Below are 20,107 nucleotides of genomic sequence, written 5' to 3' on the forward strand. Positions count from 1 at the left end.
CACACCCTTTCACTGGATACTTTTAAGCTCAGAAGATTTCAGAGCTAAACTCTAAGGATCGGAAGCCTTCGCTGTCAAAGCCTTAACTCCTACATCGGCCCGTGGGAGAATGGGGAGCATGAGCACTCCCAGACCCGCGTCACCGAACCCGGGCGAACTGGCCATCGCCGAGCAGGTGGCCGTCTACCAGCGGGAATTCCCCCTGGTCGACCCCCAGGTGGAGACCATCGTGTCGACCCTCGGCCGGGTCGCCCGGCGGATGAACGTCGCCTACGGGCGTCAGCTCACCGTGCTGGGAATCACATCCGCCGAGTGGGAGGTGCTCAAGGCCCTGGTGGTCGCGGGCAGCCCCTACCAGTTGGGCCCGGGCGAGCTGGCCAAGCGGCTCGGCCTGACCCCGGCCGCGATGACCCACCGGATCGACCGGATGGTGGCGGAGGACCTGGTCACCCGTGAGCGGGACGAGGCCAACCGGGTCCGGGTGATCATCGAGCTGACCGCGAACGGCCGGTCCAAGTGGCTGGAGTCGATGCGGATGGCCGCGGTCTTCGAGGAGGAGTTGCTCCAGGACATCACCACCGCCGAGCGCCCGGCCCTGTCCGAGATGCTCGGCCGGATGCTCCGCCGGATCGAGGAGACCCAGCCGGACGCCCTCGGCCGGACCGACGACCTGACCTGACGGCCCGGCAGCCGGCCCCGGACACGACTCTGCCCCGCCGGTCACAGCCCGGCGGGGCAGAGGTCGTTCAGCAGGTCAGGTCATCAGACGCAGGTGCCGTTGTCCGTCCAGACACCCCACTGACCGCTCAGCGAGGGGTCCTCGTTGGTGGTCCACCACTTGCTGGTGTAGTTGTGGCCCTTCCACGAGACCTTGGTCGGCGTGGCGTAGACCGAACCGGCGGCCCAGGAGGCGGCGCAGGCGTTGGCCGGGATGCTCGGGCTGGCCGAGGGGCTGGCCGACTGGGTCGGCGTGACCGAGGGCGACGGCGAGGCCGAGGTGCTCGGCGAGGCCGAGGCGGACGGGCTGGCCGACTGGCTCGGCGACGGGGAGTTGGTCGGCGCGGCCGGGCAGTTGGCGGCGGAGCCGTTGGTGGCCGTGACCATCTTGTCGAACAGCGTGGTCTTGGTGCCCAGGTCGTAGAGCGAGAAGGCGAACGAGCCGCCCAGACCGTTGCAGTGCGCGTAGTCGACCTTGGCCTGGATCGAGCGGGCGTCCTCGCCGGTCCAGAAGGTGGAGCCGTCGTAGAAGTACGTGGTCTTCGCGGTGTCGTCCCAGAAGGTCTTGGCCGGGTTGTCGACGAAGCCCGCGAGCTCCTTGTACATCTGGATGCCGGGCACGTTGCCGGACATCGCGGCACCGGCGGCGGGGCCGGTCGCGCTCTGGAACAGGCCGTTCACACCGTTGTTGGGAACACCGGTCCAACCGCGGTAGTAGAACGGGATACCCATGTTGATCTTCTTGGCCGGGAACCCGCCCGGGATGCCGTACTCGGCGTCACCCACGGTCCAGGCCTTGACGGCGGCGTCGATCGAGTACTTGCCGGTGCCCGGCTTGACCGGGGTCATCGGGTCGTTCGGGCCGGAGTACAGCGGGGCCTGGTGGTTGGTCGGGCCCTTGGCGTCCCAGGCACCGTGCATGTCGTAGGTCATCACGTCGAGGAAGGTCAGGTACTGGCCGACCTTGTCCGTCTCGATGTTCTTGATCTTGTCCTGGCCGGCACCGACCGCGGCCGCGAGGCCGTAGGTCTTGTTGTCGGTGACACCCTGGGCGTCCAGCTGGGTGCGGAACTCCTTGAGCAGCAGCGTGAAGTTCTGCTTGTCGTTCACGCTCTCGTGGTTGCCCGCGTGGCCGCCGCCGCCCGGGTACTCCCAGTCGATGTCGATGCCGTCGAAGATGCCCGCGGCCGAACCGGTGCCGCCGTAACCGGCGTCCACCGGCAGGTTGCCCTTGATGAACATGTCGATGCAGGAGGAGACCAGCTTCTTCCGCGAGGCGTCCGTGGCGGCCGCGTCGGAGAAGTACTTGGAGTAGGTCCAGCCACCGATCGACAGCAGCACCTTGAGGTTGGGGTTCTTCGCCTTCAGCTTCTTCAGCTGGTTGAAGTTGCCCGCGATCGGCTGGCCCCAGACGTCCGCGACACCGTCGACCGAGGTGTTCGCGTCGAAGGTCTTCTGGTAGTCGGCGAACGCGTCGCCCGCACCGTCACCCGCACTGGTGTTGCTCTCGTCCTGGGACGCGGCCTTGGTGGCCTCGAAACAGGAGAGGTTGGTCGGGTGGATGTTGGCGAACGAGTAGATCATGTAGTCCAGGTTCTTGGCGACGCCGGTGTCCTGGATGGTCTTCGGGTAGTACGCGTTGCCGTAGATCGACCACTGGTCGAAGTAGGCGACCTTGATGCCACCGCTGGTCGCCGGGGCGCCCGTGGTGTTGCCGGCGGCGGCCGACGCCGTGGTGCCGGCGCTCAGCGCGAGGGCGGAGCCCAGCAGCAGCGAGGCCGCCGTGCCCGCCGCGAGCGCGGCCAGGCCCTTCGGACGCCGACGGTGCGTCGGCTCCAGGGAAACTCGAGTCATGTCGTGACCCTCCAGGTCGTGGGGGAACTGCCGGGCCACTTGGACGGACGCACGGGGTGGGGCCGCACAACCGGAGGGCACGCCAGTGGAGGTCGAGCAGCGGGGAGGCCGGACCGGCACCGGAGGTCTGGACCACCGATGCCGGCCGGGGGCTCCCTGCACCTGGCCATAAAAATGGACTAGACCAACTCCCCCGTCAAGACCCGGCATTGGACCTTGAGCTCCCGTTAAGGTTCGACTCACCCCTGACCAGCGAAAAGCCGGTCCCGCACTGTGCGGGACCGGCCAAACTCCTGATCACATCTCGTCAACTTCGGTCGGATCGGGTCAGTACCGCAGCGCGCTGCCCACCTTGGCGGTGACGGTGCCGTCCAGCTTGCGGTTGCTCTTCGCGGTCGCCTGGGCCGTCCCGCCCGCCGCCACCTCGGGGACGGTGACCACGGCCGCGTCCAGGAGATTGCCCGAGCCGTCCTCGAAGCTGACCTGGATCGTGTACCGGTACGGCTGCGAGGTCTTGTTGGTGACCGTGAGCGGGACGTCGGACTTGCCGTCCGAGTCGGTCACCACGGTGCCGAGGGCGACGTCGCCCGTGGCGTCCAGACCGCCCTTCACGCTCGCCAGCGCGGACGAGGCGGCCGCCCCCGCCGAAGCGGCGGCCGAGGAGGCCGAGGAGGCGAAGCCGTTCGCCGCACTGCTCGCCGCCGAGGCCAGCGCGGAGGCCCCCGACTGGACCGCCGAGGAGGCCGAGCCCCCGTCCGAGGAGCACCCGGTCAGCACCAGTCCACCCGCCACCACCGCACCCACGACCAACCGACGCATCAACGACCTCCACTCGTCCGGACCTGTCCCCCACCCTTCGGGGGCGGTATCCCCGGGGCCACCAGGACGCGGCATCCGGGTGACTACGATGGCCGCATGGTGGTACGCAGCCTCGGCGAACTCGAAGCCGAAATCATGGACCGGCTCTGGAGCTGGGGCCGCCCGGCCACTGTCCGGGAGGTGGTCGACGACCTCAACGCCAAGCGGCCGGTCGCCTACACCACCGTGATGACGGTGGCCGGAATCCTGCACACCAAGGGCCTGCTGAACCGTCACAAGTCGGGCCGCGCCTGGGTCTACGAACCGGCCCGCAGCCGCGACTCCTACACCGCCACGCTGATGCAGGAGGCGCTCGGCTCGACCTCCGACACCCCGGCCGCGCTGGCCCACTTCGTCGAGCAGATCAGCACCGACGAGGTCGCCGCGCTGCGCCGGGCGCTGGCCGCCCTGGACGCGGCGGAGCACGACGACCGGACCGGCGAGCGGTGAGCGCCGCCGTCCTGCTCGGGCTCTGGGCGGTGCTGACCGCCGTCGCGCTGCCGCCGCTGCTGGCCGGCGCGCGCTGGACCAGGCGGGCGCCGGTGCTCGGCGTGGTCACCTGGCTCGCGCTCGGACTGTCCGCCGTCAGCTCGGTCGCGCTCACCGTCCGTCAGCTGATCGACCCGGCCCCGCACCACCACGCGGGCCTGCTGCACCTGTGCGGGCTCTCCCCCGAGGCGGTCTCCGGCACCGCCCCGGCGGCGGCCGCCCTGGTGCTGCTCTACCCGGCCGCCCGGCTGCTGCACAGCCTGGGCACCGCCCGTCGGGGGCGCCGCCGGCACCGCGCCCTGCTCGACCTGGCCGCGCACCGCGGCCGGGTGCCCGGCGCCCTGCTGCTGGACCACCCGACGCCCACCATCTACTGCCTGCCCGGGCGGCACGCCCGGATCGTGGTCAGCCGGGGCGCGCTGGCCGCGCTCACCCCGCCGCAGCTGGCCGCCGCCCTGGCGCACGAGCGGGCCCATCTGACCGGCCGTCACCACCTGGCCGCCTGCGCCGCCGAGGCGGTGGCCGGCACCTTCGGCCGACTGCCGCTCGGACGGCTGGTCTCCGCCGAGGTCCGCACCCTGCTGGAGATGGCCGCCGACGACCGGGCACTGCGCAGCCACACCCCCCGGGCGCTGGCCACCGCGATGGGCGTGGTGGCCGCCGGTCTGGCGCCCGCCACCGCGCTCACCGCCGGCCACCAGGGACTGGCCAGGATCGAGCGGCTGGCACACCACCACCCGGCCCCCCGCCCGCTGCTGGCGCTCACCGCCGCCGCCCCGGCCGGGCTGGCCGGGCTGCCGCTGCTGCTGGTCTGCCTGCCGCACCTGACCTGACGTGACCTGAGCAGGTGTCACCGGCCCCGTGCCCGGGCAGGTCTCCCTGTGTGGGCCGGCTTCGGCCTGGGCTTCGGGGGGAGTGGGGCATGGCGTTCGTCATGTCGGCGCTGCTGGTCCTGGCGGCGGTCGCCGTCTGGGTCGGCAACCGGCTGCACAGCTACCCGGGCGGCTGGGCCTGCGCCTTCGGCCGGGCGTACGCCGCCGAGCGGGCCGGGCTGGCGGCCGGCCGCCGCCGGGTCCGCGAGGTGGAGCACGACCGGGCCCGGGAGCGGTCCGCCGCCGAGCGGGAGATCCGCGCCACCGAGGCCGAGTACCGCCGCCGGATCACCGAGCTGCAGGACCGGGTGGCCGAGCTCGCCGAGGACGACTGCCTGCTGCACCGGGACGACCGGGCCGACCGGGCCCGCCGCGCGCTGGCACTGGCCCGGTCCGACACCATCCCGCAGCAGACCGCCAGGGCCGACCGGGATCTGCTGCTGGAGCAGCAGCGCGAGGACCGGACCCTGCGCGAGGCCCGCGCCGAGCTGACCGCCGCCCACCTCCGCTGGCAGCGCAGCACCGGGCACCGCCCCGGCTGACGGGCCCGCAGGGGTCGGCACTTGCCCTGACGGCGATCCTCGTACTAATTTCCTTAGGAGATTAGTCGTCAAGCTCGGGAGCACGCCTTGGCCGCCCGCCGTCTGACCGCCCTGACCCTCACCGCCGGGGCCGCACTGCTGCTCACCTCGACCCCCGCGGTGGCGGAGCCGAAGCCCTCGCTGGAGCAGGTCCAGCGCCAGGTGGACGACCTGTACGAGGAGGCCGAGGCCGACACCGAGCTCTACAACGGGCTGAACGAGAAGCAGGAGCAGCTCCAGGCAACGGCCGGCACCCTGCAGCAGCAGGTGGCCACCCGGCAGGACCAGCTCAACCGGCTGCGCGAGACGCTCGGCGCGGTGGCCGCGGAGCAGTACCGCTCGGCCGGGGTCGACCCCACCCTGCGGCTGATGCTGACCGCCGACGCCACCGAGTACCTGGACGGCGCCAGCCTGCAGGACGCGGCCACCGCCACCCAGGCGGACACCCTGCGCCTGCTGACGACCCAGCAGAAACGGTTCGACCAGCTGCGCGACGAGACCGCAGGCCGGCTGGCCGAGCTGGACCAGGCCCGCCGGGCGGCCGCCGCCAAGAAGCAGGAGGTGCAGGCCAAGCTGGCCAAGGTGCAGACCGTCCTGAACGGCCTCAAGGCCGAGGACCGCGCCAAGGTGGTCGCCGGGACCGCCGGGGGCGCCGCCGCCTCCCGGAGCGTCACCGCCCGGCTGCCGTACAGCGGCCCCGCCACCGGCCGGGTCAAGGACATCCTGACCTTCGCCCACGCCCAGCTCGGCAAGCCGTACGTCTACGGCGCGGCCGGCCCGAACTCCTTCGACTGCTCCGGCCTCACCCTGCGCGCCTTCGCGGCCGGCGGCATCTCGCTGCCGCGCACCTCGCAGGCCCAGTACGCGGCGGGCAAGAAGATCGCCCGGGACCAACTCCAGCCCGGCGACCTGGTGTTCTACTACGACGACCTGCACCACGTCGGGATCTACCTGGGCAACGGCCGGCTGCTGCACGCCCCGCGCACCGGCAAGACGGTCGAGATCGTGCCGTACGACGTGATGCCCTTCGCCGGCGCGATGCGCTACTGAGCACCGGGTCAGGACAGGCCGGAGACGCCCGCCTCCTCGTCGGCGGCCCGGGCCTCCCGGCGGCGGACCACGTCCTGACGGCGGGTCACCACGGCCGCCGCGCCGAGCGCGCTCGCGACGAAGGCGAGCAGGCCCAGGCCGGCGCCGTCGAAGCGGTGGCCGACCAGGTGGTCGAGCGAGTAGCGGCCGGCCCCGGCCACGCCGAGGGCCAGGCCGCAGGTGCCGAGCACGGCGGGGTACTCGTAGCCGCCGGCGGTGGCGAAGAAGCCGCCCGGGGCGTGCACCGCGATCGCACCGGCCATGGTGCCCGCCACGATCGCGCCGGCCGCCGGGGTGGCCAGGCCGACCAGCAGCATCGCCCCGCCGCCGGTCTCGCCCAGGCCGGAGGCGATCGCGCTCTGCCGGCCCGGTTCGAAGCCCATGTGCTCCATCGCCTGGGCGGTGCCCTCCAGGCCACCACCGCCGAACCAGCCGAACAACTTCTGCGAGCCGTGCGCCACCAGGACGCCGCCGACCGCCGCGCGCAGCGCGAGCAGCCCTAGGTCCTTACGGTTCGGACAGGTCATGATGGGCCTCAGCTCTCGGGAGGAAGACCGGCCTCCTCATCCCACCCCAGACCCGGCGGGCCTTCGACCCGGGGCCGCCATCCGAGCGAAGGACCCCGATGCCGACCACCTACCACCTGCGTGGTGCCGCGATCACCGACGAGCCGTCGTTCTACGCCGCGCTGGCCACCGCGCTGGCCGCCCCGGACGGCTACTACGGCCGCAACCTGGACGCGCTGGCCGACTGCCTGCGCGGCGGCTACGGCCCCGAGGCGCCGTTCGGCCTGGTCTGGCACGACGCCGCGCGGGCCCGGGCGGCGCTCACCCGGCGCCTGCCCGGGAGCGAGCAGCGGTACTTCGACGCGATCCTGGACGTGCTCCGCGCGGGCGGCGTGACGGTCACCCTGCGATAGCGGCCACGAACTCCCTGGCCCGCAGCTCGACCCCGCTCCAGCCGCCGGCCGCGACCACCGCCGGGGCCACCACCTCGCTGCCCGCGCAGACCGCCAGCGCGCCCGCCGTCAGGAAGTCGGCGGCGTTGCCCGCGTTGACCCCGCCGGAGGCGACCAGCGAGACGTCGGGGTAGGGGCCGCGCAGGTCGCGGAAGTAGCCGGCGCCGAAGGCCCGGGCCGGGAAGATCTTCACGGCCGCCGCCCCGAGGTCCACGGCGGTGGCCACCTCACTGGGCGTCAGGGCGCCCATCACCACCGGCACCCCGCCCGCCGCGTCGGCCAGGCCGGCCCGGACGCCGGGGGTGACCAGGTACTGCGCGCCCGCCGCGACGCCGCGTCTGGCCTGCTCGGCGGTCAGCACGGTCCCGACACCGATCCGGCAGCCGAGCCGGTCGGCCACCTCGGCGGCCCGCCGCAGGTGCAGCTCCACGCCCGGGGTGGTGTAGGTGAACTCGATCCACCGGATGCCGCCGGCCACCAACGCCGCGCACAGCTCCGCCGCGTCCGGGATCACCGGGGCGCGGACCACCGCGATCACCCGGTCCCGCGCCAACCCGTCCAGCCCGTCCGACCCGCTGCTCATCGCACTCCTCCGTCCGCCTGCCGCCGCAGTGCCCGTCCCGGGCGTGCGCCGGTCGCCTTGCCGTCCTCGATCACGCCGACCCCGCCGACCCAGACCCAGGGGATGCCCTCGGCCTGCTGCCTCGGCTGCTCGAAGGTGGCGGTGTCGCGCACCGTCGCCGGGTCGAACAGCACCAGGTCGGCCACGTAGCCGTCCCGGATCAGTCCGCGCCGGGCCAGGCCGAGTCGCCGGGCCGGGCGGCCGGTCATCCTGGCCACCGCCTGCTCCAGCGTCAGCACGCCCAACTCCCGGGCGTAGTGGCCCAGATAGCGCGGGAAGGTGCCCCAGGCCCGGGGGTGCGGGCGGGCGCCGACCAGCAGGCCGTCGCTGCCCACGCAGTGCGCGGGGTGCCGCATGATCTCCCGGACGTTCTGCTCGTGACCGACGTGCTGGAGGATGCCGGTGGCCAGCTCGTCGCGGACCAGCAGCTCCAGGAAGGCGGCGGTGCCGGTGCTCCCCCAGCGGTCGGCGACCTGCTGCACCGTCAGACCGACCGTGTCGGCCAGGTCGGGGTTGCGCACTCCGGAGATCTGGACGGTCCGCCAGTCGGCGACCACGCCGTGGCAGCCGTCGCTGCCGGTCTCCTCCACCGCGACCCGGATCGCCTCCCGGGCGGGCGGCTCCAGCAGCCGGGTCAGCGTGGCGGCCGGGCCGCCCTCGGTGGCCCAGGACGGCAGCAGGGCGGCCAGCGTGGTGGACCCCGGCAGGTAGGGGTAGCTGTCCAGGGTGACGTCCACGCCCTGGCCGAGCGCGGCGTCGACCAGCGCGAGGAACTCGCCGGCCCGGCCCTGGTTCACCCCGAAGTTCATGGTGGCGTGGGTGAGATGGAGCGCGCAGCCGGTCCGCCGGGACAGCTCGATCACCTCGGCGTACGCCTCCAGCGCGCCCGCCCCGTACGAGCGGGTGTGCGGGCAGTGGTAGCCGCCCCGGGCCGCCAGCACCTCGCAGAGCACGGCCAGTTCGGCGGTGTCGGCGTACATGCCGGGGGTGTAGGTCAGTCCGCTGGACATCCCGACCGCACCCTCGGCCAGGCCCTGGTCGAGCAACTCCCGCATCCGGTCGCGCTGTTGCCCGGTGGCCGGGCGGTCGTCCCAGCCGACCACCAGGGCCCGGAGGGTGCCGTGCGGGACCAGGTAGCAGGCGTTGGCGGCCAGGTGCGAGCGGTCCAGCCGGTCCAGGTACTCGCCGACGCTGCGCCAGTCCCAGTCGAAAGCGGCCGGATCGCCGTTCCAGCCCGCGAGTTGGCGGCGCAGCGCGGCCAGCGTCCGGTCGTCCACCGGGGCGTAGGACAGGCCGTCCTGGCCGAGCACCTCGCAGGTGACGCCCTGACTGATCTTCGCCAGGTGGTCGGGCTCGGTGAGCACCGCCAGGTCGGAGTGCGCGTGCAGGTCGATGAACCCGGGGGCGAGCACCAGCCCTTCGGCGTCGATCACCCGGTCGGCGGTGGCGGCGTCGGAGACGATCACGCCGTCCTCCACCGCGACATCGGCCCGGCGGCGGCCCGTCCCGGTGCCGTCGATCACCCAGGCGCCCTTGATCAGCAAGTCGGCCGCCATCAGAAGTACGTCCGCACCAGGTCGACCACACGCGGGAGTTCGACGTCCGCGGAGTCGAGCACCGGCAGCAGCGACCACTTGTCGAAGACCGTGCACGGGTGCGAGAGGCCGACCCGGACAACCTCGCCGACCTGGACCTCGGCGTCCCGGAGGAAGGCGTGCTGGTCGTTCAGCGCGGTGATCCGACCGCCCGACGGGCCGCGCCCGCGGACGAGTTGGGGCTCCGGCAGCCCTTCGTCGAAGGACAGGTCGCGCTTGCCGCCGTCCAGCAGGGCGAGCCCGGGCTCCGGCCGGGAGACCACCCGCAGCCAGCCGTGCAGGGCGGACCTGAAGCCCTCACCGCCGCCCCGGGCCAGCGGCGAGATGCCCCGGTAGAAGCCGTCGTCGTGCGCCAGGTACGCACCGGAGCGGAGCACCAGCCGCCCCCGGCCGCCGACCACGGCGCCCAGCTCCTCGACCACCGTGTCGAAGTAGGCGCTGCCGCCGGCGGTCACCCAGATCTGCTCGGCGGTCGGGTCGAACCGGTCCTCCAACCGGCGGTACAGACCGCCCAGTTCGCGCAGGTACCCGGCCACCGTGCCGAGCGAGCCGGCGCTCGCGTCATGGGCCAGCGCACCTTCGTAGCCGCTCACCCCGACCAGCCGCAGTCCGTCGGCGGCGGCCACCGCGCGGCCCACCTCGACCGCCTCGTCCACCGTGCGGCAGCCCGTCCGGCCGCCGGGGGCGCCGAGTTCGACGCAGACGTCCACCGGCGCGGGGGCGCCGCGCAGGGCCCGCGCCATCAGCTCGACCGAGCGCACCGAGTCCACCCAGCAGGAGAACCGGAACTCCGGGTCGGCGGCCAGTTCGGCGGCCAGCCAGCGCAGACCGGCCGGGTCGAGCAGCGCGTTGGCGAGGTGGATCCGGCGCAGGCCGAAGGCCCGGCCGACCCGGACCTGGGGAAGGTTGGCCAGCGTGATGGCGGCCGCCCCGGCGTCCAGCTGACGCTGCCACAGCACCGGGGCCATGGTGGTCTTGCCGTGCGGGGCGAGGCCGACCCCGGCCTCGGCGCAGTACGCCGCCATGGTGGCCAGGTTGTGGTCGAGCGCGCCCGCGTCCAGGGTGACCAGCGGGGTGCCGAGGTCGTCCAGGGTCGGCGATCCGGCCAGCCACTCGGCGGCCGTCAGGCCCCAGGCAGCGGCCGGGACGGCCTTGAACCGCCAGTCCAGCCGCTCGTCGGCCAGCGCCGCCACCCGTCCACGGTCCATCAGCTCCACCACGGCCCACCGTTCCCTCGTTGCGCCATGCGCAACGGTCGTTGCGATATCTGCCGAGCCTGATCTAACATCAGGTCCAGACCACCGGTCAACGCACCCGCCGATCGAGAGGCCCCGAGTGACTCCCCCGCCCGCCGTCTGCCTCGGTGAGTCGATGGCCGTGCTGATTCCCGAGAGCCCGGGACCACTGGAACACGCCGACGGCTTCCGCCGCAGCTTCGGCGGCGCCGAGTCCAACGTCGCCTGCGGGCTGGCCGCGCTCGGGGTGCCCGCCGCCTGGGTGAGCCGGGTCGGCGCCGACGGCTTCGGGCGGCACCTGGTCGAGCGGATCGCGGCGCACGGGGTGGACACCTCCGCCGTGCTCGCCGACCCCGCCCGGCCGACCGGCCTGTACGTCAAGGAGACCGGTTCGGGCCTGGACCACCCGCACGACCTGGGCGCCGGGCGCAGCCGGATGCACTACTACCGGCGCGGTTCGGCCGCCTCCGCGATGGGGCCCGAGCTGCTCGCCGAGCCGGCCGCCGCACCGCTGCTGGCCGCCGCACCGCTGATCCACCTGACCGGCATCACCCCCGCGCTCTCGGACAGCTGCCACCGGCTGGTGCGCACCCTGCTCGGCGCGCCCGGACGGACCGTCAGCTTCGACCTGAACTGGCGCCCCGCGCTCTGGGCCGGTCGGGACCGGCAGGCACTGCGCTTCCTGATGAACGCCGCCACCATCGTGCTGCTCGGCGCCGACGAGGCCCGCGAGGTGCTCGGCACCGACGACCCGGCCGGGCTGCGCAAGCTGCTCCCCCGCCCCGGGGTGATCGTGCTCAAGGACGACGCGCACCGCTCCACCTCGATCGCCCAGGACGGCTCGACGGTGGCCGAGCCCGCCCTGCGGGTCGCGGTGGTGGAGCCGACCGGCGCGGGCGACGCGTTCGCCGCGGGCTATCTCGCCGGCACCCTGCGGGAGCTGCCGGAGCGTCAGCGGCTGCGGCTCGGCCACCTGTCCGCCGCCGCCGCGCTCACCGTCCGGGGCGACCTGGGCGGGCTGCCGCCCGCCGCCGTGGTCGACGCCCTGCTGGCCGCCGACGAGGCGGCCTGGGCCGCCACCGAGGTCGGCCCGGACGGCTTCCGGACGGCCTCGGCATGAGCAGCTCCACCGTCGCCCGGGCGATGCGCCTGCTGGCCGAGCTCGGCGAGGGCGAGCGCAGCCTGGAACAGTTGGCGGCCGTGCTGGACGTGCACAAGAGCACCGCGCTGCGACTGCTCCGCCCGATGGAGGAGGAGCGGATCGTCCAGCGCGACGCCGCCCACCGCTACCGGCTCGGGCCGCAGCTGTTCGCGCTGGCCGGCCAGGCGCTGGAGCAGCGTGGCATCCGCACCGTCGCCGCCCCGCACCTGCGCGAGCTGAACGCGGCCACCGGTCAGACCGTGCACCTGGCCGCGTACGAGGGCGGCGAGGTGGTCTACATCGACAAGTACGACTCCCGGCACCCCGTCAGGATGTACTCCCGGATCGGCCTGCGGGCCGCCCTGCACTGCGCGGCGGTCTCCAAGGTGCTGCTCGCCGACCTGCCGCGGTCCGAGCGCCGGGCGATCGCCGAGGGCCTGGAGTACACCCCGTACACCGCGCACACCCTGACCACCCCGGCCGCGCTGCTGGCCGAGCTGGAGACGGTGGCGGCGCAGGGGTGGGCACAGGACCACGCCGAGCACGAGTCGTTCATCAACTGCGTGGCCGCCCCGGTCCGGGACGCCACCGGCCGGGTGGTCGCGGCCGCCTCGGTCTCGGTGCCGGACGTGCTGCTGCCGTACGACCAGGTCCTGGCGCTGCTGCCGCGGCTCCGGGCCACCACCACCGCGATCTCAGCCGACTGCGGCTGGACCGACCCCACTGCCCCAGGACGGGACGCATGAAGACCGAAGTCCGTACCACCGACGCCCCCGCACCCGCCTGGGTGTTCTCCCAGGGGGTCCGCAAGGGCCCGATCCTCCAGGTCTCCGGCCAGGGGCCGCAGGACCCGGCCACCTCCGAGTACCTCTACCCGGGTGACGTGAAGGCGCAGACCCTGCGCACCCTGGAGAACGTCCGGGCGGTGCTGGAGGCGGGCGGCGCCACCGTCGAGGACGTGGTGAGCTTCCGGGTCTACCTGACCAAGCGGGCGGACTTCGCCCTGATGAACGAGGTCTACGGCGAGTTCATCGACAAGCACGTGGGCAACGGCGTGAAGCCGTGCCGGACCACGATCTTCGTGGAGCTGCCGCACGAGGCGATGCTGGTGGAGATCGACGCCCAGGCCGTGATCGGCTGAACCGTCGTCAGCGGGGGCGCGGCGCCACGAGCCTGCGTCCCCGCTGACGCATGCTGGGGGGGATGTCCGAAGCCTTCGACCTGAGCAGTGCCTTCATCACCCTGTTCGCGGTGGTGGGGCCGCCCAAGGTGCTGCTGACCTTCGCTCACCTGGCCCGGGACCGGGGGCACCGGGAGCTGGTCCGGCTGACCCTGGTGGCCACCCTGATGGGTGCGGTGATCGGCGTCGCGATGGCCTACTCGGCGGACTTCCTGACCGACCTGTTCCACATCAGCGACTGGTCGCTGCGGCTGGCCGGCGGGGTGATCTTCTTCATCTACGCGGTCGCCCTGGTGCTCGGCATCCACCTGGGCGGCGCCCCCAAGGAGGACGACCACCTGCCCAACCCGCTGGTGGACGGGCTGCGCGAGCTGCTGCTGCCGTACATCGCCAGCCCGCTGGCGATCACCGCCGTGATGGTCGGCTCGCTGCAGAAGGACACCTGGGGCTGGCACACCACGATGGCGCTGGCCTACCTCGCGGTGGTGGCGCTGAACTGCGTCTGCGTCCTGGTGCTCTCCAAGCCGCTGCGGCGCTCGCACCAGACCTCGCTGGAGGTGCTGTCCCGGCTGCTCGGGCTGCTGCTGGCGGCGGTCGGCGTCGAGATGTTCATGTCCGGGCTGGACGAGCTGGTCACCCTGGGCCTCGGGCACGGCTGAGCCAGCGTCAGGGCACCTGCACCGGGCGCCAGGGCACCGGGCTGGAGAGGATCATCGAGCTGGACGGCTGCCCGTACCCGCCGAGCCGGTCGATCAGCTGCTCGAACTCGGCCATCCCGGCCACCGCCACCAGCAGCGCGCAGCAGGCCCCGCCGGTCACCCGGTGCAGCTGGAGCACCTCGGGCCAGCCGGCCACCTCCGGGTCGCGCAGCACGCAGCGCGGGCCGTAGCACTGGATCTGCACCAGCGCGGTGACCTTCAGCCCGGCCCGGTCCGGGTCGACGTGCGCGTGGTAGCCGCTGATCACCCCGTCCGCCTCCAGTCGCCGGACCCGTTCGGCGACCGCCGGCGAGGAGAGTCTGACCCTGCGGGACAGCTCGTTGTAGGAGAGCCTGGCATCAGCCTGCAGTTCGGCCAGCAGCAGTCGGTCCACGGCATCCATGGCGGTCCTTTCCGTTCGGCAGGCCAGAGCGGAAAAGACCTTCCGCCTGAAAGGCCGACCGGCCGATCCCGCATCCGTCGCCCATTCAATCCGGCGGCCCGCCCGCCGCACAATGGGGGCCGCCCAGAGGCGGGTGGTGTGAGCACAGGAGGAACCATGCCGGGTCAGTCCGAGGTCAGTACGCCCAAACTCAGCTTCGGCCCGGCCGACGAGCCCGAGGTCGGCACGCCCTACGCCAACTACGTCCGGCTGGACGTGCTGCACAGCCTGCAGCACCCGCGCAGCAAGGTGGACGCCGAGCTGTCGTTCATCATCAGCACCCAGGTGATGGAGCTGCTGTTCGACCTGCTGCGACACGACTGGACCACCGCCCAGCACGCCCTGCGCGAGGACGACCTGACCTCGGCGCTGGCCGCCCTGCGGCGCGGGCAGCACACCCAGGACGTGCTGGTGAACTCCTGGGACCTGCTGGCCACCATGACCCCGCTGGAGTTCAACGCCTTCCGGCCGGTGCTCGGCGAGGCCAGCGGCTTCCAGTCCTCGGCCTTCCTCCGGCTGGAGTTCCTGCTCGGCAACAAGAGCGAGCGGCTGCTGGCGATGTACCAGGGCGTGCCCACCGTGCACGCCGAGCTGACCGCCGCGCTGGAGACCCCGAGCCTGTACGACGAGGTGCTGGCGCTGCTCTCCCGGCGCGGGCTGGCGGTGGACGTGACCGGCGGCCCGGCCCGCTACCGGCCGACCGAGCAGGTCGAGGCGGCCTGGCGGCAGGTCTACACCGACCCGGCGCTGGCCGACCTGGCCCGGCTCGGCGAATCGCTGCTGGACACCGCCGAGCGGGTGACCCGCTGGCGCCAGCGGCACTACTCGGCCGTCAAGCGCTCGATGGGCGCGAAGCCCGGCACCGGTGGGTCGAGCGGCCTGAGCTGGCTCAAGGAGTCGGCCGACCAGGACGTCTTCCCCGAGCTGTGGACCGTGAGGAACGCCCTGTGAACGCCACCCCCGTGAACGCCACCGCTGCGCCCCGCACCGCCGTGACCCGCACCCGCGAGGAGTGCGCCGCGCTCGACGCCGCCGACCCGCTGGCCCGCTTCCGGGCCGAGTTCGTGCTGCCCGAGGGGGTCGTCTACCTGGACGGCAACTCGCTCGGCGTGCTCCCGGCCCGTACCCCCGAACGGGTGCGGCAGGTGGTCGAGCAGGAGTGGGGGCAGCAGCTGATCCGCAGCTGGAACGAGGCGGGCTGGTTCGCCAAGCCGCACACCCTCGGGGCCAGGGTGGCCCCGCTGCTCGGGGCCGCCGCCGGCCAGGTGGTGGTCTGCGACACCACCTCCGTCAACCTGTTCAAGGTGCTCGCCGCCGCGCTCCGGCTGCGGCCGGGCCGGTCCACCGTGCTGGCCGAGCGGGCCGCCTTCCCGACCGACCTGTACATCGCCGAGGGCGTCGGCTCGCTGACCGACGGCGGCGCCCGCACCGAACTGATCGACTCCGCCGACCGGTTGGCCGACCACCTCGGGCCGGACACCGCCGTGGTGCTGCTCTCGCTGGTCGACTACCGCACCGGCGAGCTGCTCGACCTGCCCGCCGTCACCCGCCAGGTCCAGGCGGCCGGTGCGCTGATGGTCTGGGACGTCTGCCACGCGGTCGGCGCGCTGCCGGTCGAGCTGGACGCGAACGGCGTCGACTTCGCGGTCGGCTGCACCTACAAGTACCTGAACAGCGGCCCCGGTTCACCGGCCTTCCTGTACGTGGCGGAGCGTCACCTCGCCGAGGCGGCGCAGCCGCTCAGCGGCTGGTTCGGCCACGCCCGGCCGTTCGACTTCGAGCCGGGCTACCAGCCGGTGCCGGGCATCGGCCGGTTCCTCACCAGCTCGCCGTCGCTGCTCGGGCAGGCCGCGCTGGAGTCCAGCCTGGAGATCTGGGAGCAGGTGGACCTGGCCGAGGTGCGGGCGAAGAGCCTGGCGCTGACCGAGCTGTTCATCGAACTGGTCGAGCCACTGGCCGAGTACGGCGTCGAGGTGGTCACCCCGCGCGAGCCGGGCAGGCGGGGCAGTCAGGTGGCGCTCCGGCACCCGGACGGCTACCCGGTGGTGCAGGCGCTGATCGCGCGCGGGGTGATCGGCGACTTCCGGGCTCCGGACCTGATGCGGTTCGGCTTCACCCCGCTCTATCTGTCGTACACCGAAGTCTGGGATGCAGCGCGGCAGTTGACCGAGGTTCTGGAGTCCGAGGAGTGGCGCGAGGAGCGGTTCGGGCGGCGCGGCGAGGTCACCTGAACGCGTTCGGGAGGGCGGCCAGCCCGACCGGGTGGCCGGGCGGGATGCGGTGCCGCTCGGCCACCTCGACGATCCGGGCGGCGATCCGGTGCACGGCGAGCTCGTACTGCTGCTGCGGCAGGCCGAACAGGCCGAGCCGGGCGTAGTCGTCCCCGTACTGCTGGTCCCGATAGTTCAGCTGCCGTGCGGTGTACGGCAGTTCGAGGTGGCCGACCGGACGGCCGAAGACCGGGACGAAACCCCGGGACAGGTCCGTCCGGCGGGCGAAGGCGGCCCACTCCCGGCCGCACCGGGAGCTGCGGAAGTACTCCCGCTCGTACAGCGGGACGAACACCTCGCAGCGGGCCACCGCGCCCGGCTGCCGGGTCGCCACCGCCAGGTCGGTCAACTGCCAGACCTCCTCGCCGAGATCGGCCACGAACCGGTCCACGGCGGGGTCGTCGCCGGGTGCCCGGCCCAGGTAGCAGTAGCGCTGCCCGGCCGGGTTGCGGGTGAACAGCATCGGCTCCGGCAGTTCGACCTGGAGCCGTACTCCGGGGTCGGCGCGTTCGGCCAGCTCGGTCGCGAAGTCCCGCAGGTCCAGCTCGGGCGGGCCGCCGAACCGGCCGGTCCTGAGCACCTCGTTGCACACCGCGGCCAGCGAGCGGTCGGACGGCCGGCGGAGCATCACCACCCGGGGCTGGGAGAGTTCCGGTGCGGCGCCGCCGACCAGGTCGAGCATCAGCACCAGCCGGGGGTGCCGGCCGAGCAGCTCCCCCAACAGCCCCTCCACTCCGGCCGGGGTGCCGGAGAGGTAGACCAGCAGGATGCTGTCGGCCTCCTGCTCCGCCCGGCGCAGCGCGCGCCGGAAGTCCGCCACCTCGTCCAGCCCCAGCCAGATGTGGTCGGGGCGCATCCCGACCTGCTCCGGATTGCCCAGGGCGGTGACCAGTTCGCGCAGCTCGGCCGCCCCGGCCCGGTCGGGGGCCAGCGCCAGCAGTACGGCCCGGGCGCCGTGCGGGCCGATCCTGGCCGTCCCGGCGGCGGGGGCGGCGGCCGGCTCGCGCAGTCCGACGATGCCCAGCGCCGCCGGACTGACCAGGGCGAACGGACGGGTCTCGGCGGTGAGCGGGGCGCCCTCGGTGTCGGTGGCGGCGATCGCGGCCAGCTCGTTCGGCACCAGCCCGGCCCGGGCGGCGATCTGTTCGCCGACCCGGATCAGCAGCCCGACCGCCTGGTGGGTGACCGACCTGGGCAGCGTGTGCACCAGCAGGTCCCGGACGCCCGGCCGGAAGTCGAACCGGTCCTGATGGCCGGGCCGTTCGGTCAGCAGCCCGCTCACCACCAGCTCGGCCAGCTGCTGCGGCCGGGGCCGGGCGAACGCGGCCCGTTGCAGCAGCCGCAGCACCGGCAGCGCGGGCGTGGTGAGCGCGGCCAGCCCGGCCAGTGTGTACGCCTCCCGGGAGGCGACCGCCCGGAACCGCCGGACCAGCTCCTCGGCGTCCAGGCCGGTCGGGTCGGCGGTCGGGGCACCCGCGGTACCGGTCGGCACCGGACCGATCCGCAGCGCCGCACCGACCACCTCGGCGCCACCCGAACTGCCGACCAGGGTGGCCCAGTTGGCCAGCCACTCCGGGTCGGCCTCCAGCACCGGCAGCACCGGTCCCGGGCCGACCGGATGCTCCAGCGGCCGGAAGGCGTACCCGGCGTTGGCCACCCCGGCGGCCGGGGCGGCGAGCACCCCGGGCACGGCGGGCAGCGCGGTCAGCGGCCAGAGCCGCTCGGGCAGCGGCTGGACCACCGCCACCGGACCGCGCCGCAGCAGCGCGCCCAGCGTCCGGTACCACCGCTCCCCCGCCGGCCCCGGCCGCCACTGCGGGCCCATGCCGTCGCTGATCAGCAGGGTGACCACCCGTGGGCCGGGCTGCGCCCCGGTCAGCGCGCCGTCGGCGGTCAGCCGGGCCGAGCCGACCTGGCGGAACGCGCCGGTCTGCCGCAGCAGCAGGGCGAACTCGCGGGCCAGCGGCCGCCAGAGCGCCATGGTCGGGCCGCAGTCCAGCACCAGCCGCAGGCTCAGCCAGCGCTCGGTGCTGGGGCGCAGCACCGGCAGCCAGTGCACCGGCGCGGGGCCGCGCAGCGCCTCCGCCAGCCGGTCGGCGGTGGCGTCCTCGTCCAGCAGGGCCCGGTGCGGGTCGGGTACCCGGCGCTTGAGCGGACGCAGCGCCCGCTGCAGGTCGAGCGGGCGGGCCAGCATCGGCGCGCTCGGGGTGGCCACCGTACCGGCGGCGGCCGTGCCGTCGGCCGGGTCGGCGACCGGCAGGTGCAGCGGCAGCAGCGGGCCGGCCGGCTCGGGCCGGCGGCCGGGTGACGGTCCGTCCGGCCCGGGACCGCCGGGTGCGGCCCGCCCGTCCGGCCGGTCGGCCGGGCCGCCGTCCGGGGTGCGCTCGCTCCGGACCGCCAGCCAGAGCAGCTCGGCCAGCTCGACCGGGTCGGGATCGGGGCGGCCCAGACCGGTGAGCAGGGCGGCGAGCCGGTCCAGGGCTCCCCGCCGCTCAGAAGTCATCGTCGTCCCGGCCTCTGCTCAGATAGGGCATCACCCGGGCGGCCAGCGCCGCCCGGTCGGCCTGGTCGGCGAGTTCCGGACGGGCGGTCAGGTAGATCGCGTTCAGCAGCTGGTCGGTGGCCAGCTCGCCCTCGGCCCGCCGGTCCAGGAAGACCTGGAGGATCTCGGCCACCAGGACGTGGTCGGCCGCCGGGAGGTGCGAGCGGACGATCTCCTCCAGCTCGCCGCCCTCGGGCCGGCGCAGCTCCAGCACCACGCAGCGGCGCAGGAAGGCGGCCGGGAACTCCCGCTCGGCGTTGCTGGTCAGCACGGTGAACGGGAACGCCCGGCAGCGCACCCGCCCGCCGCGCACCGGCGCCCGGCTCAGCCCGTCTGCGGTGAGCACCTCGGCCTGGGGCAACTGCGGTGCGGCCCGGACCAGTTCGTCGATCTCGTACTGGCCGTCCTCCAGCACGTGCAGCAGGTCGTTCGGCAGGTCCAGGTCGCCCTTGTCGATCTCGTCGATCAGCAGCACCCGGGGTCGCCGGTACGGCAGCAGCGCGGTGCCCAGCGGGCCGAGCCGCAGGTGTTCCTCCAGGCCGCCGCCCCCGCCGTCCGGGCCCGCCTGGTTGGCGGCGTACAGCCGGGACAGCGGGTCGTACTGGTAGAGGCCGTCGCGCAGGGCGCTGCGGCTGGTGATGTTCCAGCGGAGCACCGGGCCGAGGCCCAACTCCCGGGCCACCGCGTACGGGAGGCTGGACTTGCCGCTGCCGGGCGGGCCGGTGACCAGCAGCGGGCGGCGCAGGTGCAGGGCGGCGTTGACCAGTTCGACGGTCTCCGGGGTGGGGCGGAAGGTGGCGGCCCGGTGTCCGGCCGAGGCGGCGCCCGGATCGGCGGCGGCCGCCGGGGTGTCCAGCTCGGGGCCGCCGTCGAAGGCGCGCCAGGGCGGCGGCCCGGGCAGGTCGGCCAGGCCGTCGTGGGGGTGCTCGGCGCCCCGGTAGATGCGTTGCAGCGGCATCGTGCT

21 protein-coding genes are annotated in these 20,107 nt (G+C 73.8%); 12 read left to right on the plus strand and 9 right to left on the minus strand.

Features of this window, described 5'->3' with window-relative positions:
- The first annotated feature begins 118 nt into the window (after nucleotides 1–118).
- Nucleotides 119–679, plus strand: a complete 561-nt coding sequence (locus tag OHV05_RS08865; protein WP_405017170.1) for a MarR family winged helix-turn-helix transcriptional regulator — start codon at nucleotides 119–121, stop codon at nucleotides 677–679.
- An 83-nt stretch (nucleotides 680–762) separates the two neighbouring features.
- On the opposite strand, the gene OHV05_RS08870 is transcribed toward OHV05_RS08865, so the two are convergent.
- Nucleotides 763–2,571 carry a glycosyl hydrolase family 18 protein gene (locus OHV05_RS08870; protein ID WP_405017171.1) on the minus strand — a complete coding sequence of 603 codons (1,809 nt, stop codon included), beginning with the start codon at nucleotides 2,569–2,571 and terminating at the stop codon, nucleotides 763–765.
- A 327-nt stretch (nucleotides 2,572–2,898) separates the two neighbouring features.
- The gene (locus OHV05_RS08875; protein WP_405017172.1) at nucleotides 2,899–3,390 is read right to left on the minus strand and encodes a hypothetical protein; all 492 of its coding nucleotides are present in this window, start codon (nucleotides 3,388–3,390) and stop codon (nucleotides 2,899–2,901) included.
- A gap of 96 nt (nucleotides 3,391–3,486) precedes the next feature.
- Here OHV05_RS08875 and OHV05_RS08880 point away from each other — a divergent pair, with 96 nt between their 5' ends.
- From OHV05_RS08880 to OHV05_RS08895, 4 genes are all read left to right on the plus strand, one after another.
- On the plus strand, nucleotides 3,487–3,879 hold the full coding sequence (locus tag OHV05_RS08880; protein WP_405017173.1) for a BlaI/MecI/CopY family transcriptional regulator: 393 nt from the start codon (nucleotides 3,487–3,489) through the stop codon (nucleotides 3,877–3,879).
- Nucleotides 3,876–4,751, plus strand: a complete 876-nt coding sequence (locus OHV05_RS08885; protein ID WP_405017174.1) for a M56 family metallopeptidase — start codon at nucleotides 3,876–3,878, stop codon at nucleotides 4,749–4,751. The genes OHV05_RS08880 and OHV05_RS08885 overlap by 4 nt, the downstream gene beginning before the upstream one ends.
- Nucleotides 4,752–4,840: 89 nt before the next feature.
- Nucleotides 4,841–5,332 (plus strand): hypothetical protein, encoded by a 492-nt coding sequence (locus OHV05_RS08890; protein ID WP_405017175.1) that lies wholly within the window; start codon nucleotides 4,841–4,843, stop codon nucleotides 5,330–5,332.
- Between the two features lie 87 nt (nucleotides 5,333–5,419).
- Nucleotides 5,420–6,421 carry an NlpC/P60 family protein gene (locus OHV05_RS08895; RefSeq protein ID WP_405017176.1) on the plus strand — a complete coding sequence of 334 codons (1,002 nt, stop codon included), beginning with the start codon at nucleotides 5,420–5,422 and terminating at the stop codon, nucleotides 6,419–6,421.
- Between the two features lie 8 nt (nucleotides 6,422–6,429).
- Here OHV05_RS08895 and OHV05_RS08900 read toward each other — a convergent pair whose 3' ends face one another.
- Complete coding sequence (locus tag OHV05_RS08900) at nucleotides 6,430–6,987, minus strand: DoxX family protein (RefSeq protein WP_403033037.1); 558 nt, start codon at nucleotides 6,985–6,987, stop codon at nucleotides 6,430–6,432.
- Nucleotides 6,988–7,085: 98 nt separating this feature from the next.
- Between OHV05_RS08900 and OHV05_RS08905 the strand changes: the two genes are divergently transcribed.
- Entirely contained in the window at nucleotides 7,086–7,379 is a 294-nt protein-coding gene (locus tag OHV05_RS08905) for a barstar family protein (RefSeq protein ID WP_403033040.1), read from the plus strand.
- Here the strand turns inward: OHV05_RS08905 and OHV05_RS08910 are convergent.
- Genes OHV05_RS08910 through OHV05_RS08920 form a run of 3 tightly spaced genes read right to left on the minus strand, consistent with a single transcriptional unit; the run spans nucleotide 7,366 to nucleotide 10,843 of the window.
- Complete coding sequence (locus OHV05_RS08910) at nucleotides 7,366–8,001, minus strand: bifunctional 4-hydroxy-2-oxoglutarate aldolase/2-dehydro-3-deoxy-phosphogluconate aldolase (protein WP_405017177.1); 636 nt, start codon at nucleotides 7,999–8,001, stop codon at nucleotides 7,366–7,368. The genes OHV05_RS08905 and OHV05_RS08910 overlap by 14 nt on opposite strands.
- Nucleotides 7,998–9,596 (minus strand): amidohydrolase family protein, encoded by a 1,599-nt coding sequence (locus OHV05_RS08915; RefSeq protein ID WP_405017178.1) that lies wholly within the window; start codon nucleotides 9,594–9,596, stop codon nucleotides 7,998–8,000. The genes OHV05_RS08910 and OHV05_RS08915 overlap by 4 nt, the downstream gene beginning before the upstream one ends.
- Nucleotides 9,596–10,843 carry an alanine racemase gene (locus tag OHV05_RS08920; RefSeq protein WP_405017179.1) on the minus strand — a complete coding sequence of 416 codons (1,248 nt, stop codon included), beginning with the start codon at nucleotides 10,841–10,843 and terminating at the stop codon, nucleotides 9,596–9,598. The genes OHV05_RS08915 and OHV05_RS08920 overlap by 1 nt, the downstream gene beginning before the upstream one ends.
- Nucleotides 10,844–10,970: 127 nt before the next feature.
- Here OHV05_RS08920 and OHV05_RS08925 point away from each other — a divergent pair, with 127 nt between their 5' ends.
- The 4 genes from OHV05_RS08925 (at nucleotide 10,971) to OHV05_RS08940 (ending at nucleotide 13,850) form a co-directional block, all read left to right on the plus strand.
- Entirely contained in the window at nucleotides 10,971–11,990 is a 1,020-nt protein-coding gene (locus OHV05_RS08925; RefSeq protein ID WP_405017180.1) for a sugar kinase, read from the plus strand.
- On the plus strand, nucleotides 11,987–12,757 hold the full coding sequence (locus tag OHV05_RS08930; RefSeq protein WP_405017181.1) for an IclR family transcriptional regulator: 771 nt from the start codon (nucleotides 11,987–11,989) through the stop codon (nucleotides 12,755–12,757). Before OHV05_RS08925 ends, OHV05_RS08930 begins: the two co-directional genes overlap by 4 nt.
- Nucleotides 12,754–13,152, plus strand: coding sequence for a RidA family protein (locus OHV05_RS08935; RefSeq protein ID WP_403033057.1), 399 nt, complete (start codon nucleotides 12,754–12,756; stop codon nucleotides 13,150–13,152). The genes OHV05_RS08930 and OHV05_RS08935 overlap by 4 nt, the downstream gene beginning before the upstream one ends.
- A gap of 62 nt (nucleotides 13,153–13,214) precedes the next feature.
- Nucleotides 13,215–13,850, plus strand: a complete 636-nt coding sequence (locus OHV05_RS08940; RefSeq protein WP_405017182.1) for a MarC family protein — start codon at nucleotides 13,215–13,217, stop codon at nucleotides 13,848–13,850.
- Between the two features lie 7 nt (nucleotides 13,851–13,857).
- Here the strand turns inward: OHV05_RS08940 and OHV05_RS08945 are convergent, their stop codons facing one another.
- Entirely contained in the window at nucleotides 13,858–14,292 is a 435-nt protein-coding gene (locus OHV05_RS08945) for an Lrp/AsnC family transcriptional regulator (RefSeq protein ID WP_403033063.1), read from the minus strand.
- Nucleotides 14,293–14,448: 156 nt separating this feature from the next.
- Between OHV05_RS08945 and OHV05_RS08950 the strand changes: the two genes are divergently transcribed.
- Both OHV05_RS08950 and kynU read left to right on the plus strand, forming a co-directional pair.
- Nucleotides 14,449–15,282: a tryptophan 2,3-dioxygenase gene (locus tag OHV05_RS08950; RefSeq protein ID WP_405017183.1), complete on the plus strand. Its 834-nt coding sequence runs from the start codon at nucleotides 14,449–14,451 to the stop codon at nucleotides 15,280–15,282.
- On the plus strand, nucleotides 15,279–16,562 hold the full coding sequence (kynU, locus tag OHV05_RS08955; RefSeq protein ID WP_405017184.1) for a kynureninase: 1,284 nt from the start codon (nucleotides 15,279–15,281) through the stop codon (nucleotides 16,560–16,562). The genes OHV05_RS08950 and kynU overlap by 4 nt, the downstream gene beginning before the upstream one ends.
- Here the strand turns inward: kynU and OHV05_RS08960 are convergent.
- Both OHV05_RS08960 and OHV05_RS08965 read right to left on the minus strand, forming a co-directional pair.
- Nucleotides 16,555–19,104 (minus strand): SAV_2336 N-terminal domain-related protein, encoded by a 2,550-nt coding sequence (locus tag OHV05_RS08960; protein ID WP_405017185.1) that lies wholly within the window; start codon nucleotides 19,102–19,104, stop codon nucleotides 16,555–16,557. The genes kynU and OHV05_RS08960 overlap by 8 nt on opposite strands.
- Entirely contained in the window at nucleotides 19,094–20,101 is a 1,008-nt protein-coding gene (locus tag OHV05_RS08965) for an AAA family ATPase (protein ID WP_405017186.1), read from the minus strand. The genes OHV05_RS08960 and OHV05_RS08965 overlap by 11 nt, the downstream gene beginning before the upstream one ends.
- Between the last annotated feature and the right edge of the window lie 6 nt (nucleotides 20,102–20,107).

It is taken from the genome of Kitasatospora sp. NBC_00070 (assembly GCF_045041205.1).
Taxonomy (GTDB): Bacteria; Actinomycetota; Actinomycetes; order Streptomycetales; family Streptomycetaceae; genus Kitasatospora.